The 13,205-nt window shown below is 58.8% G+C and carries 11 protein-coding genes; 8 read left to right on the forward strand and 3 right to left on the reverse strand.

Features of this window, described 5'->3' with window-relative positions:
- Positions 1–66 precede the first annotated feature (66 nt).
- From ACLI1Q_RS07395 to galE, 6 genes are all read left to right on the forward strand, one after another.
- On the forward strand, positions 67–1,461 hold the full coding sequence (locus tag ACLI1Q_RS07395) for an HAAAP family serine/threonine permease (protein ID WP_284771464.1): 1,395 nt from the start codon (positions 67–69) through the stop codon (positions 1,459–1,461).
- Between the two features lie 37 nt (positions 1,462–1,498).
- Positions 1,499–2,872, forward strand: coding sequence for an L-serine ammonia-lyase (locus tag ACLI1Q_RS07400; protein ID WP_284771463.1), 1,374 nt, complete (start codon positions 1,499–1,501; stop codon positions 2,870–2,872).
- Positions 2,873–3,000: 128 nt separating this feature from the next.
- Positions 3,001–3,765 carry a transcriptional regulator gene (locus ACLI1Q_RS07405; protein WP_023022681.1) on the forward strand — a complete coding sequence of 255 codons (765 nt, stop codon included), beginning with the start codon at positions 3,001–3,003 and terminating at the stop codon, positions 3,763–3,765.
- Between the two features lie 193 nt (positions 3,766–3,958).
- Positions 3,959–4,972, forward strand: a complete 1,014-nt coding sequence (locus ACLI1Q_RS07410) for a sigma-70 family RNA polymerase sigma factor (RefSeq protein WP_005278926.1) — start codon at positions 3,959–3,961, stop codon at positions 4,970–4,972.
- A gap of 234 nt (positions 4,973–5,206) precedes the next feature.
- The gene (locus tag ACLI1Q_RS07415; protein WP_023017369.1) at positions 5,207–5,884 is read left to right on the forward strand and encodes a metal-dependent transcriptional regulator; all 678 of its coding nucleotides are present in this window, start codon (positions 5,207–5,209) and stop codon (positions 5,882–5,884) included.
- Between the two features lie 3 nt (positions 5,885–5,887).
- Positions 5,888–6,871 (forward strand): UDP-glucose 4-epimerase GalE, encoded by a 984-nt coding sequence (gene galE / locus ACLI1Q_RS07420; protein ID WP_284771462.1) that lies wholly within the window; start codon positions 5,888–5,890, stop codon positions 6,869–6,871.
- Positions 6,872–6,880: 9 nt separating this feature from the next.
- On the opposite strand, the gene ACLI1Q_RS07425 is transcribed toward galE, so the two are convergent.
- Complete coding sequence (locus ACLI1Q_RS07425; protein WP_284771461.1) at positions 6,881–7,966, reverse strand: DUF4192 domain-containing protein; 1,086 nt, start codon at positions 7,964–7,966, stop codon at positions 6,881–6,883.
- 260 nt (positions 7,967–8,226) lie between these two features.
- Here ACLI1Q_RS07425 and ACLI1Q_RS07430 point away from each other — a divergent pair, with 260 nt between their 5' ends.
- Both ACLI1Q_RS07430 and ACLI1Q_RS07435 read left to right on the forward strand, forming a co-directional pair.
- On the forward strand, positions 8,227–9,246 hold the full coding sequence (locus tag ACLI1Q_RS07430; protein WP_284771460.1) for a PAC2 family protein: 1,020 nt from the start codon (positions 8,227–8,229) through the stop codon (positions 9,244–9,246).
- Positions 9,247–9,280: 34 nt separating this feature from the next.
- Positions 9,281–11,824, forward strand: coding sequence for a DEAD/DEAH box helicase (locus tag ACLI1Q_RS07435; RefSeq protein WP_284771459.1), 2,544 nt, complete (start codon positions 9,281–9,283; stop codon positions 11,822–11,824).
- Between the two features lie 120 nt (positions 11,825–11,944).
- Here the strand turns inward: ACLI1Q_RS07435 and ACLI1Q_RS07440 are convergent, their stop codons facing one another.
- Positions 11,945–12,469, reverse strand: coding sequence for a carboxymuconolactone decarboxylase family protein (locus ACLI1Q_RS07440; RefSeq protein ID WP_239269837.1), 525 nt, complete (start codon positions 12,467–12,469; stop codon positions 11,945–11,947).
- Positions 12,470–12,573: 104 nt separating this feature from the next.
- Positions 12,574–13,167, reverse strand: a complete 594-nt coding sequence (locus ACLI1Q_RS07445; RefSeq protein WP_023017366.1) for a peroxiredoxin — start codon at positions 13,165–13,167, stop codon at positions 12,574–12,576.
- Positions 13,168–13,205 lie beyond the last annotated feature (38 nt).

Below are 13,205 nucleotides of genomic sequence, written 5' to 3' on the forward strand. Positions count from 1 at the left end.
TTTTCTCACTCCAGGGTGACAGGAGCCCTCAAGCTTCGGTCAACCCCATGCAGAGGAGGAAAGAAAATGTCCCACAAGCTCTTGCGCCACGGACAAGTCGAGCACCCGGAACACGACGCGCAGATTCCGGAACAACTACCCGCAGAAGAAAAGCCACCCGCTGACGGCATAGAGACCCCCTTTGCGGGGCAAGAAGGCGCCCCAGCGTGGAATAAGGAAGACACCGTATGGATGCTCTCCCTATTCGGCACCGCCATTGGTGCCGGCGTGCTCTTCCTTCCCATCAACGCGGGCATCGGCGGCATCATCCCGCTTCTTATCATGACCGTCGTCGCCTTGCCGATGACCTATTGGGCCCACCGCGGCATGACCCGCCTGGTCCTCTCCAGCTCAAAGCCAGACGGCGATCTCACCGACGTCGTGGAGGAACACTTCGGCGTTAAAGCCGGCGTGTTGATGAATATCCTCTACTTCCTCTCCGTCTACCCCATCCTGTTGGTGTACTCGGTAACCATCACCAACACGGTGAACTCCTTCCTGGAACACCAGCTAGGTATCACCCCTCCAGATCGCTGGCTTACCTCGCTTGTCCTCGTAGGCGGCCTCATCCTCGTTGTGCGCATGGGCAAAAACGTGGTCGTCCACGTCATGTCCTACTTGGTCTACCCGTTCATCGGCATCTTGGTGCTGCTCTCGCTGTACCTCATCCCCAAGTGGAATACCGCACTCTTTGACAGCTTCGACCTCAGCGTCGCACGCGAAGCCTCTGGACACAGCATGGGCATTACCTTGATGCTCTTGGTCCCAGTCATGGTCTTTTCCTTCAACCACTCGCCCATGATTTCTTCCTTCGCCGTCGACCGCCGCCAGACCTACGGCAAGTACGCGGAATACAAGTCCCGCAAGATCTTGCTCCGCGCGGAAATCCTCATGGTCGTCGTCGTGATGTTCTTCGTCTTCTCCTGCGCGCTGAGCCTATCGCCTGCGGATATGGCCGAGGCCAAGGAACAAAACATCACCATCTTGTCTTACCTGGCCAACCACTTTGACAACCCCGTCATCCAGTGGATTGCCCCCATCATCGCCATGATTGCCGTAGCCAAGTCCTTCTTGGGCCACTACTTGGGCGCTGCAGAAGGCTTCGAAGGCCTCCTTGTCAAAGGCAGCAAGAATGCTAATAAAGATGATGCAGAATCCAGCCACAAGCTCGACACCATCACGCTCGTCTTCATGCTGGTTACCGCATGGCTCGTTGCCTGGGCGGATCCTTCCATCCTCGGCATGATTGAGACCCTATGCGGCCCGACCATCGCCATCATGCTGTTCCTTATCCCGATGGTCGCCATCCACAAGGTCCCAGCGCTCGCCCGCTTCAAGGGCAAGGCCTCCAACTACTTCGTCTTCATCATGGGCCTCGTTGCCCTCGCCACCATCATCTACTCCATCGTGCAGGCTTTCTAAGCAGCACCCGCTTCTCAGGATTTTCCAGGAGAAAACCATGTTCATCAGCATCTTCGATATGTTCAAGATTGGTATCGGCCCCTCAAGCTCACACACGCTTGGGCCAATGAAAGCCGGCAAGGCCTTCGTCGATGAGCTCAAAGAAAAAGGCCTCATGGATAAGGTCACCCGCGTCCAGGCTAACGTCTACGGCTCCCTGTCCTTGACTGGTGTGGGCCACTCCACCGATAAGGCCATCCTGTTGGGCCTGGCCGGCGAAGAACCAGAAAGCGTCGATATCGACGGCATCTCCGCCTTCATGAAAGAGGTCAACCAGAGCGAAACGCTCCTGCTCGGTGGCACGCACACGGTGAGCTTCCCCAAGGACGGCGGCTTTTACTTCCACGATGAATACCTCCCCATGCACGAAAACGGCATGTGCCTTATCGCCTTTGCCGGCGAGGAAGACATCCTGCACAAGACCTACTACTCGGTAGGCGGCGGGTTCATCGTCAAGCAAGAAGACTTCGCCATGCGCGGCCAAGATACCGTCGACGTTCCATTCGCTTATTCCAGCGCGGAAGAACTACTGGCGCTGTGCGAAACCAATAATATGACGCTGCCGGAGCTCGGTCGGGCCAACGAACGGGCGCTGCACAGCGACGAGGACATCGACGAGCACCTGCGCAAGGTCCGCGATGTCATGTACACCGGCATCAAGCGCGGCTCCACCACCGATGGCCCGCTCCCCGGTGCCCTGCTCGTACCGCGCCGCGCCGCCGCCCTGAAGCGCAGGCTGGAACAATCCGACCCGCACGATGGCCTCAACATTTTGAGCTGGGTGAATATGTTTGCCCTGGCCATTTCGGAGGAAAATGCCGCGTGTGGCCGCGTCGTCACCGCACCCACCAACGGCGCATGCGGCGTCGTGCCTGCGGTGCTGGCCTATTTCGATGAATTCGTCGAGCCGGTTACCCCGAGCATGTTCGCGGATTATATCTTCGCCTGCAACCACATCGCCGCGCTCTACAAGATGAATGCCTCCATTTCCGGTGCGGAAGTAGGCTGCCAAGGAGAAATCGGCGTCGCTTGTTCCATGGCCGCGGCCGGGTTGGCCCAACTGATGGGGGCAACGCCGGAACAGGTCTGCGTGGCGGCCGAAATCGGCATGGAACACAAATTGGGCCTGACCTGTGACCCGGTCCTCGGCCAGGTGCAAGTCCCTTGCATCGAGCGCAATGCCGTAGCGGCGGTAGACGCCATCACCAGCGCACGCATGGCCCTGGACCGCGAAAGCAAGCCGTGTGTCAGCCTCGATGAGGTCATCTGGACTATGTACAACACCGGCAAGGATATCAACGCCAAGTACAGGGAAACCTCACAAGGCGGCCTCGCCCTTGCCGTCCACCCACCTATCCCGGTATGTGGTTAATGCCGGCAACCTAGGCTCCGGAAAGAGCGCCCTAAAAGGAGGCGAGTACTTGGGCACGGCCGGGTACTCGCCTCCTTTGTCGTTACTTTGTGGTACCTTATCAATAATCTGACAGGAATTATAAGGACATGCTTCAGCTGATGAATCTTTCTAGCAGCCATGCCCCCGAAGAAAACTTCCTCGAGCAGTACATACCACTCGTCGATTTCCTCGGTCAGGCCATGGGCCCCAACACCGAAATCGTGCTCCATGATCTCGATGTACCCGATAAATCCATCATCGCCATTGCCAATGGGCACATTTCCGGCCGCGAACTAGGCGGCCCGGTCACAGACTTTGCGCTCTGGTTCATGAAACAGGGCGACGCCGCGGCCGTTCCTATGATGACGGGGTACCGCGCGGTCAATAGCGAGGGAAAAGTCTGCCGCTCCTCGAGCTATTTCCTGCGCGATGCCACCGGCCATATGCGCGGCATGCTTTGCATCAATGTGGAATTATCCGAGCTTATCCAGATCCGCGATGCGGCTAACGCGTTGATAGGCGGTACCGAGCCGGCCATCGATAAGGCGAAGGCCTTCGGCGGCTACCCCGGCACCACCGCACCGCAGCGCACTCCCGCCCCGGAAGCACCCGCGCAGAAAAAGCCGGAGGCACCTTACAGCGAATCGCTGCGCTCCAACGTCGAGCATCTCTTGGACTCCATGCTGGATTCCGCGATTTCTACGCACTCCACCCCGGTCGAGTCGATGCAGCGCCACGAACGGCTAGAGGTCATCGCTTCCCTCGAGGATGCTGGCTTCTTCCTCCTCAAAGGCGGCATCGCCGCGGCGGCCACCCGGCTCGGCGTATCTGAACCCACGGTCTATCGCTACCTCGTACAGGTCCGCGGCTAAGACTACCCCGCCACGTGGATGTAGCATTTTTACTGCATTCACGTGGCGCATGCGCTTGCCGACGCCCCCAAAAAGGTGGGGCACACCGCCCGGCACGTCGCTGTTTTAAACATTTCAGGATGGGTGGGAACTAAATGCGTCCTCACACCGTTGTACTTTTTGAAACAGGCGACAATTTCAGGAGGCTGAAAAGATGACGAATCCATCTGCCAACACCGCCAATGGCACTTCGACTGCCACTACTGATGAAGAACAGGAAGTAGACCGCGGGTCTCGCCGCAATCAAACCAATGACAATCCCTCCGCGGACTTGGTACGCGTCTACCTCAACGGAATCGGTAAGACCGACCTGCTCAGTGCCGAGGACGAGGTTGAACTCGCGCAAACCATCGAGGTAGGCCTGTACGCAGAATACAAGCTCAATAATGCAGAGAAGCTGACGCGCGCAGAAAAGCGCGACCTGAAGATCTTGGCCCGCGAAGGCAAGAAGGCCCGCTCCCACCTGCTGGAGGCAAACCTTCGCCTCGTAGTCTCCCTGGCCAAGCGTTACACCGGCCGCGGAATGCCGCTATTGGACCTCATCCAAGAGGGAAACCTGGGCCTCATCCGCGCCATGGAAAAGTTCGATTACGCCAAGGGCTTTAAGTTCTCCACCTACGCCACGTGGTGGATCCGTCAGGCCATTACCCGCGGCATGGCCGACCAATCGCGCACCATCCGCCTGCCAGTCCACCTGGTGGAACAGGTGAATAAGCTTTCCCGCATCAAGCGTGAGATGTATCAGTCCTTGGGCCGCGAGGCGACCAATGAGGAGCTGTCTGAAGAATCCGGCATCGATGAGAACAAGATCGAGATGCTGCTGCGCCAGTCCCGCGATCCCGTCTCGCTCGATATGCCCGTCGGCACCGATGAGGAAGCCCCATTGGGTGACTTCATCGAGGATGCTGAGGCCACCGATGCTGAGACCGCCGTCGTGGCCTCCATGCGCCACTCCGATATCCGCGGCGTCATCGACACCCTAGAAAAGCGCGAGCAGGACGTCATTCGCCTGCGCTACGGCTTGGATGACGGCGTGCCACGCACCCTTGACCAGATTGGTCGCCGGTTCGGGCTCTCCCGCGAACGCGTACGCCAAATCGAGCGTGAGGTCATGGCAAAGTTGCGCGATGGCAACCGCGCCGACCGCCTGCGCGAGTACGCGCTATAGAACTTTTCGCCTCCTGAACCTTATTTAATCGCGACCTCGACTGTGCCGCCGAGAAATTTCCCAGTGCGCTTTCGAGGTCGCGTTCTCTATGCAAGCGGCGAGCGAAAACTCGTCTCCTTAAAATCTCTCCAGCAAACTTAGGGCGACTTAAGCTAGTCTGGATACAGAATGTAAAAAGCGCTGTCTGCTTTGCGCACGGCACGCATTACTGTTTTCAAAGAAAGGGATGCCCACGTGAGGGACCTCGTTGATACTACTGAGATGTACCTTCGAACCATTTATGAATTGGAAGAAGAAGGCATCACTCCCCTGCGCGCCCGGATTGCGGAACGCCTAGAGCAATCCGGACCTACCGTATCCCAAACCGTTGCTCGCATGGAGCGCGATGGCCTCCTCCACGTTCGTTCGGACAGGAGCTTGGATCTAACCGAAAAGGGACGCGAACTGGCTACGGCAGTGATGCGCAAGCACCGACTCGCGGAGCGTTTGCTTACTGATGTCCTCGGACTCGATATCAGCAAGGTCCACGATGAGGCCTGCCGCTGGGAGCACGTGATGAGCGAGGAGGTGGAAAAGCGCATGGTATCGGTCCTCGATGACCCCAGCCGCTCGCCTTTTGGCAACCCCATTCCGGCGCTGGCAGAACTGGGCTTCCAGGTCCCCGAGCCATCGATCGGGACGAGGGCTATCGATCTCCCCGATGGCGAAGAGAAGTCCGCCAAGATTATCCAGATTAACGAGATCTTGCAGGTGGATGAGGCCACCTTCCGGGAACTCGCAGAGGCTGGCATCCGCATCGGTACCGAGGTCACCGTGGTCAATAATGGCGGCACGATTTCGCTTACCACTCCCTCGGGTAAGGTCATCACCTTGGCAGATGATCTCGCACACGCCGTGCGCGTGGAGGTCTAGGCCATGAAGCTTTTGGTTACCGGCGGTGCTGGCTATGTCGGAAGCGTGTGTTCCGCAGTCCTCGTTGAGCAAGGCCACGACGTCACCATTATCGATAACTTTTCTACGGGCAATAGGGATGCCGTGCCGCCCTCGGCCCGCGTGGTAGAAGGCGATGTGGCCGACAAAGCCGCAGAGGTACTGGGTGAGGGTGGCTTCGAGGGCGTCCTCCACTTCGCCGCCCGCTCGCTCGTCGGTGAATCCGTGGAAAAGCCGGACGAATATTGGCAGCACAACGTCGTAACCACGTTGCGCTTGCTCAACGCCATGCGCGATAACGATGTCAAAAGCCTCGTCTTTTCTTCCACCGCAGCCACCTACGGCGAACCGGAGCAGGTCCCTATTACTGAGGACATGCCGACCCAGCCCACGAACCCCTATGGCGCTAGCAAATTGGCTATCGACTACATGATTACCTCTTTTGCACAGGCCTTTGGGCTCGCGGCAACGTCCCTGCGCTATTTCAACGTCGCTGGCGCCTACGGCTCTATCGGCGAAAACCGCGAGATTGAAACCCACCTCATCCCCATTGTCCTGCAGGTTGCTCTGGGGCACCGCGATAAGATTTTCATGTTTGGCACGGATTGGGATACCCCGGATGGAACGCCGGTGCGCGACTACATCCACATCCGCGATCTTGCCGATGCCCACGTGCTTGCCCTCCACAGCAATGCCCCTGGCACCCACCGGATCTATAACTTGGGTTCCGGGGAGGGATACTCCGTCAAGCAGGTCATCGAGATGTGCCGGAAAGTCACCGGCCACGAGATCCCGGCGGAGATCGCCCCGCGCCGTGCCGGAGACCCAGCCACGCTGATTGCCTCCTCAGATAAGATCAAGCGGGAGCTGGACTGGAATCCCCAGCGCACCGACCTGGAAACCATCGTGACCGACGCGTGGAATTTCACGCGCCAGCTGGGCGATCGGGCGCATTCGGCGCGGCGCTAAAGCGCGGGGCTACACAAAGCCATCGGCATCAATACCTGCTGCCTCCCGCGCCGCGTCACAACCGCGGCTCAGGCTGGTAATGAGGCGTTCTCCCATTCCGCTGCGATAGGCCTGGGCGATGAGCTGGCTTAAATTGTGCCCCGGTGCCTCATCGATGGCGACGGTAAGCGCCGGGCCGGCATAGAGCCCGAATTTCTGCGCCACCTGGGTCGCGGCAAATAGCGCCAGCGCGTTAAAGCGGATGGTGCCGCCAAAGGTGCGCGCCGTGGCGAGGAGCAAGGTACCGGCCGCGTGCGGGGATTCGACGAGGTCCCGGATGACCAAGTCGCGCATCCACGTCGTCGACATCCACATCGCTCCCACGCAGAGTAATTCTTCGTTGTCTAGGGTCTCTTCCAGCGTCTCTACCTCGCTTAATACATACTGCACATCCGCGATGAGGTGTTGGACCACCCGCGTTGGATCCGTTGTGCCGTAGCCGTGGCCGGCGCGCATCTGCCGCGACAATTCCTCAGCGCAGCGCTGCATGGACCCGATTTCTTCGTGCCCGAAGTAAGGGTTGTGCGGGGCGAATTGTTGGACAAGCTCGTCGCGGGAAAGCTCCGGCAAGGTGCCGTTTTCTACGCAGGCGCGCATAGAGGAACTGGTGGAAATAGCGGGAATGGTTCCCTCAGTCCACGCCTGCATAGGGCCCTTGCCATTTCCGGTGCTAAAGCCAAAGACGAGGTCGTAGGCGGTGGACGTTGCAATTTCTTCTACCAGCCAGCAGGCATCGATTCCGGTGCCCTCGTCATCTTCGAAGTGGTAGAGCGATTCGATCATCTCCCAGAGCTCTACTTCCTCGCGCTGGGAAATGATAAAGCCTAGGACTACTTCCGGGTTGCCGCAGTGAAAGGCGCTCATGATTTCTGGCAGGGCGGCGGGGACATCGGACAAGTCTATGCGCGCGACAGGACCCATGGTGCGGCCTGCTGGGGTTGGTTCGATGGAGATGAGCACGATGGACTCTGCTGGGAAGAATCCGAGGATTCCTGGAATATTGGCAAGGATATCGCCGGGTGTACGGATGGGCTGTAGTGGTGTTGTGATCTTCATGGCTTCTAGCTTCGGGGCCCGCGGCAACTGCCGAAAGCCCAGCGCGGGCAGAGGGCCGAAATCTGTGGATAAGGTGGGTGGAAGGGGGCATCGGCAAGCAGTTATGCACAGGCCCGCCGCACCGGCCCTAGCGCCGGTTGCCTCGTTAGGGCATAATGGGTTATTTAACTACTCCGCGAACACTGAACTGAGTGCGTGTGGGAATAGTGCGGTCCTGGCGGTCGTTGATCTAGATTAAGAGACCAAGGAGGTAACACATCATGCACGAAGAAGAGCGCAGCATGTACGAATTGGAGTACCCCGCTCCGGTGGTCAAGGACAATTCCGGTGAAGGAAAAGGCCCCACCATGATTGTTGCCATGCACGGCTATGCCGATGCGGGCCAGGCCGTTGAGTCGAGCGCCGATCACCTCAAGGCCGCGCTGGAAAACCGCCAGCTAGCCTCCTTTAACTCTGATGAGCTCATCGATTATCGCTCCCGCCGCCCCGCCGTCACCATCGATAATGACCGGGCACTCGAGGTAGAACCCATGGATTTGGGCTTGAAGGTGCTCCGGGATAATTCCGGCAAGTCCTTCCTCCTTCTGTCTGGCCCCGAGCCGGATATGCGCTGGGACGCATTTACCACGGCGGTGGTCAAGCTGGTGGAGAAATTCGATATTGAAGACACCATCATGCTCTACGCTGCGCCGATGCCCGTACCGCACACCCGCCCCACCGTGGTCACCGCGCACGGTACTGCCTCCCGCCTGACGGACAGCATGGTCAAGATGGATTCGACCATGATGGTTCCGGGCGCCGCGGCGCTCTATATAGAAAAGGCCCTAGCGGATAAGGGCCGGACGGTGGCGGGCTATACCGCGCACGTGCCGCACTACTTGGCCGCGTCCCCCTACCCGCAGGCGACCCTGGAGCTCCTTGGCTCTGTGGCTAAGGCCGCCCAACTCAATATCCCGCTGGGCAGCATCGAGGCGGATATTTCCCGCGTCGAGGGCCAGCTGGATGAGCAGGTCAATGGCTCCGAAGAGATTGAGGGCGTGGTCCAGCAATTGGAGCAGCAGTACGATGCCTTCATGGAACGCTACCGCCAGGAGCACCCGCAAGCCATCATGCCGGGCGAGGAAGCCGTGCCCAGCGCTGAGGAAATCAGCGAAGAATTCGAAGCCTTCCTCGCCTCGCTCGATGAAGACGATAGCGAGGAGATTATTCACACGGATATCGATGACCGCGAAGACTCTGCCGACGATGACGATGACAGAGACTTAGGCGACGATATCTAACGAACCCGCCCCCATCGCCGCTAAGGTGGTGGGGGTGAACTTATCTCAACAGCTGCCAGATTTAACGGAAGTCCCCGAGTCCCTCATCGATGAGGCCATTTGGGATACTTTTAACTCGTGGACCACCAGCAAGGGAATCAATCTATATCCCGCGCAGGAGGAGGCCTTGCTCGGTATCCTGGCCAGAGATAACGTTATCCTCGCGACCCCAACGGGTTCGGGAAAGTCCATGGTGGCCAACGCCGCCCACTTCATCGCCCTCGCCCGCCGGCAGCGGAGCTTTTATACCGCGCCCATTAAGGCGCTGGTAAGCGAGAAGTTCTTTGCGCTGTGTGAAATCTTCGGCGCGGAGAACGTGGGCATGATGACTGGCGATGCCACCGTAAACGGCAACGCCCCCATCATCGCCGCCACCGCCGAGATCGTTGCGAATATCGCGCTTCGCGATGGCGCCGAGGCCAACATCGACCAGGTGGTGATGGATGAATTCCACTACTACTCCGATCCTGATCGCGGCTGGGCATGGCAGGTGCCGCTCCTAGAACTGCCCAAGGCGCAATTCCTCTTAATGTCGGCCACGCTAGGTGATACCGACTGGCTGCAGGAAGATCTCACCCGCCGCACAGGGCGCGAGACCAATCTGGTGGCTGGGTCCACCCGCCCGGTGCCGCTGGATTTCTCGTATGTTTTTAGCGCGGTGCACGAAACCATCGAAGAGCTACTCGCTCATAATAAGGCGCCCATTTACGTTGTGCACTTTTCCCAGCGCGAGGCCGCCGAACGGGCCCAAGCCCTGACCTCGCTGTCTGGCATCATTAGCAAAGAGGAAAAGGAAAACATCGCTGAAGAAATCGGCGGGTTCCGCTTTACCACTGCCTTTGGCAAAGACCTCTCAAAGTTGCTTCGCAAGGGCATTGGCATCCACCACGCGGGAATGCTGCCCAAGTACCGGCGGCTTGTGGAGCGCCTCGCGCAACGCGGCCTTCTCAAGGTCATTTGCGGTACCGATACCCTGGGAGTGGGCATCAATGTGCCCATCCGCACCGTATTGATGACCGGCCTGGCCAAATTTGATGGGCAACGCCAGCGCATCTTGAAATCCCGCGAATTCCACCAGATTGCGGGGCGCGCTGGGCGTGCGGGCTACGACACGGAAGGCACCGTCGTCGTCGAGGCCCCCGAACATGAGATTGAAAATGCCAAGGCCCGCAGGCGCATTGGCGATGACCCGAAGCGGCTCAAGAAGCTTAAGAAAAAGTCCGCACGCGAGGGCGAAGTCTCTTGGTCCGAGAAGACCTTTGCGCGGCTGACGGAAGCAGAACCAGAGCAGTTGACCTCGCAATTCCGGGTCTCGAATTCGATGCTGCTCAATGTCTTAGCCCGCCACGGCGATGGTTATGCGCATATGCGCCACCTCTTGCGCGATAATCACGATCCCCGCAGCAAGCAGAATAAAGATATCCTCACCGCCCTCGACCTCTTCCGTGGATTGGTGGATTCCGGGGTGGTCCAAAAATCCACCAAGGGGCTGGATATCTACGGCCGCCCCTACCACCTCGTGCGGGAGTTGCCGCGCGACTTTGCCCTGAACCAGCCCCTCGGCCCCTTTGCCTTGGCCGCGCTCTCCCTGTTGGACCCGGAGGCGGAAAGCTATCACCTTGATGTGATCTCGGTCTTTGAGGCGATCCTCGATGATCCCCGGCAGGTGCTGCAGGCCCAGCAGAAGAAGCGGCGCGGGGAGGAAATTGCCGCCCTCAAGGCGGACGGGGTGGACTACACCGACCGCATGAATATCGTGGAGGATATTACCTGGCCCAAGCCCCTAGAGGAGCTGCTCGAGCAGGCCTACGATACCTTTGCGGAGACCAATGCGTGGGTGAAGGAATTCGAGCTGCGGCCCAAATCCGTGGTGCGCGACATGGTGGAAAACGCCATGACCTTCTCAGACTTGGTGGCCACTTACGGCTTAGCCCGGTCTGAGGGCGTTATTCTCCGCTACCTCACCGATGCCTGGCGCACCCTCAAACAGTCCATCCCCGATGAATATACGACGCCCCAAATTGAAGACATCATTATCTGGTTGGGCGAGCTTATCCGCCAGGTGGATTCCTCGCTTGTCGATGAATGGGCGCAGATGGTCGGCGAGGACTCCCCCATCGATCAAGATACGCTCGACCGCGAGCTGGCCTTCGGCGTCGAAGATCCTACTGCGCTTACCGCTAACCGACGCGCCTTTGGCATCATGGTGCGCAATTACATGTTCCGCCTCGCGCAACTCTTCGCGCTGGAGGAAGAAGACCGCCTGGCCGAGGTATTGGATTATCTGGACGAGGTCCCCGATTTTGGCGCCGTCTTGGATGACTACTTTGACGAATACGACGATATTGATACCGGCCCTGAGGCGCGCGGCCCGGAGTACTTCCGGTTGGAAGAATCCAGCTCCCGCAGCTGGCCCGTGCGGCAAATTATCAAGGACCCGGCAGGAGATCGCGCCTATCAATTCGTCGCCACGGTCGATCTGGATGCCTCCGATGAAGCCGGTGAAGTCCGCCTGTCGGAGTTGCGCGTCGAGTATTAATCACACGCGGGTTAGCTAAAACGATAAAAGCCACCCCCCTGCGCTGCACCCGGAATCCTATGGGAAACCGAAAGCAGCGCGCGGGGGTGGCTTATTCTCAAGGCTAATTAAGCAGCGCTTTTAGCGTGCAGCCTCAATCTGGACGGCCTGTGCGACTGCCTGAATGACAGAAGCAACCTTGATGGCCTCCCAGACCTGCTCCTTGGTCGCGCCAGCATCGTTGATCTTCTGGGTGTGGGCGCCCAAGCAGTGCTCACAGCCGTTGATAGCGGACACGGCGATATTCCACAGCTCGAAGTTAGCGTCTTCCACGCCCGGCTTGGAGATGAAGTTCATCCGCAGGCCGAACTTAACCTGTGCGTAGTCATCGCCCAACCAGCTCTTGGCGCGGTAGGCAACGTTGTTCATTGCCATCACGGTGGCAGCGCCGTAAGCGGCGTTGATGGCTTCCTCAGAGAGGTGCTCTTGCGCCTCTTCCGCGATTTCAGAAATCACGGTGTCATTGCGGGTAGCTGCCGCCGAGGCCAGCAGGGTGCCCCACAGCTGCTCTTCATCCAGCTCGGTGGTGCGGGTCAACGCGCCGAGGTTGAGCTTCTGATCCTTGGCGTACTCAGGCAGTGCTGACTTCAAGTTCTCGATAGACACAGTCTTTCTCCTTCTCAATCTTTTCTCAGTAACTTAAATTGCAAGTCGGGTGCGGGCCCTCCCCGCCTCATGGGGCGGGGACAGCGCTCACGCGTAACTAATGCTTAAAGCTGGGACTGAACGACGTCCATCTTGTCGATGTTCTTCGTTGGGTCATTCTTCTCCCAGTTGCAGGCGCAGACCTCTTCGGACTGCAGTGCGTCGAGGACGCGCAGGACCTCGTCAACGTTACGGCCCACAGCGTCCGGGGTAACGGAGACGAACTGGATGACACCATCTGGGTCGATGATGAAGGTTGCGCGGTCAGCAACGCCGTCAGCGTTTTCTACGCCCAGTGCGCGAATCAGGTCGTGGCGCACGTCGGAGAACATCGGGAACGGAACGTCCTTCAGGTCCGGGTGGGTTGCGCGCCAGTTGAAGTGAGCGAACTCGTTATCGGTGGAGCCGCCCAGCACCTGGGTGTCGCGGTCCTGGAACTCTTCGTCCAGCTTGCCAAAGGCAGCGATCTCGGTCGGGCACACGAAGGTGAAGTCCTTGGGGTAGAAGAAGACGACCTTCCACTTGCCCTCGTACTTGTCCAGAGAAACCTGCTCGAAGTAGTCCTCTGGCTGGCTAGCGTTAACGTTGTGCAGGTCGCCGCCGGTTAGGGCGGTGAGGTCGAATTCTGGGAACTTTTCGCCAACGGTCATGATAGGCATGTTCTTCAACTCCTTCTTAAAAGGGTAATCTTTTTTAA

The organism is Corynebacterium limaceinasi (assembly GCF_046717465.1).
Lineage (GTDB): Bacteria > Actinomycetota > Actinomycetes > Mycobacteriales > Mycobacteriaceae > Corynebacterium.

Coding starts and splice junctions, on each gene's coding strand:
- ACLI1Q_RS07430 (WP_284771460.1), top strand. CDS start 8,227: ATGCACGAAGAAGAGCGCAGCATGTACGAATTGGAGTACCCCGCTCCG.
- ACLI1Q_RS07410 (WP_005278926.1), top strand. CDS start 3,959: ATGACGAATCCATCTGCCAACACCGCCAATGGCACTTCGACTGCCACT.
- galE (WP_284771462.1), top strand. CDS start 5,888: ATGAAGCTTTTGGTTACCGGCGGTGCTGGCTATGTCGGAAGCGTGTGT.
- ACLI1Q_RS07405 (WP_023022681.1), top strand. CDS start 3,001: ATGCTTCAGCTGATGAATCTTTCTAGCAGCCATGCCCCCGAAGAAAAC.
- ACLI1Q_RS07445 (WP_023017366.1), bottom strand. CDS start 13,167: ATGCCTATCATGACCGTTGGCGAAAAGTTCCCAGAATTCGACCTCACC.
- ACLI1Q_RS07395 (WP_284771464.1), top strand. CDS start 67: ATGTCCCACAAGCTCTTGCGCCACGGACAAGTCGAGCACCCGGAACAC.
- ACLI1Q_RS07400 (WP_284771463.1), top strand. CDS start 1,499: ATGTTCATCAGCATCTTCGATATGTTCAAGATTGGTATCGGCCCCTCA.
- ACLI1Q_RS07425 (WP_284771461.1), bottom strand. CDS start 7,966: ATGAAGATCACAACACCACTACAGCCCATCCGTACACCCGGCGATATC.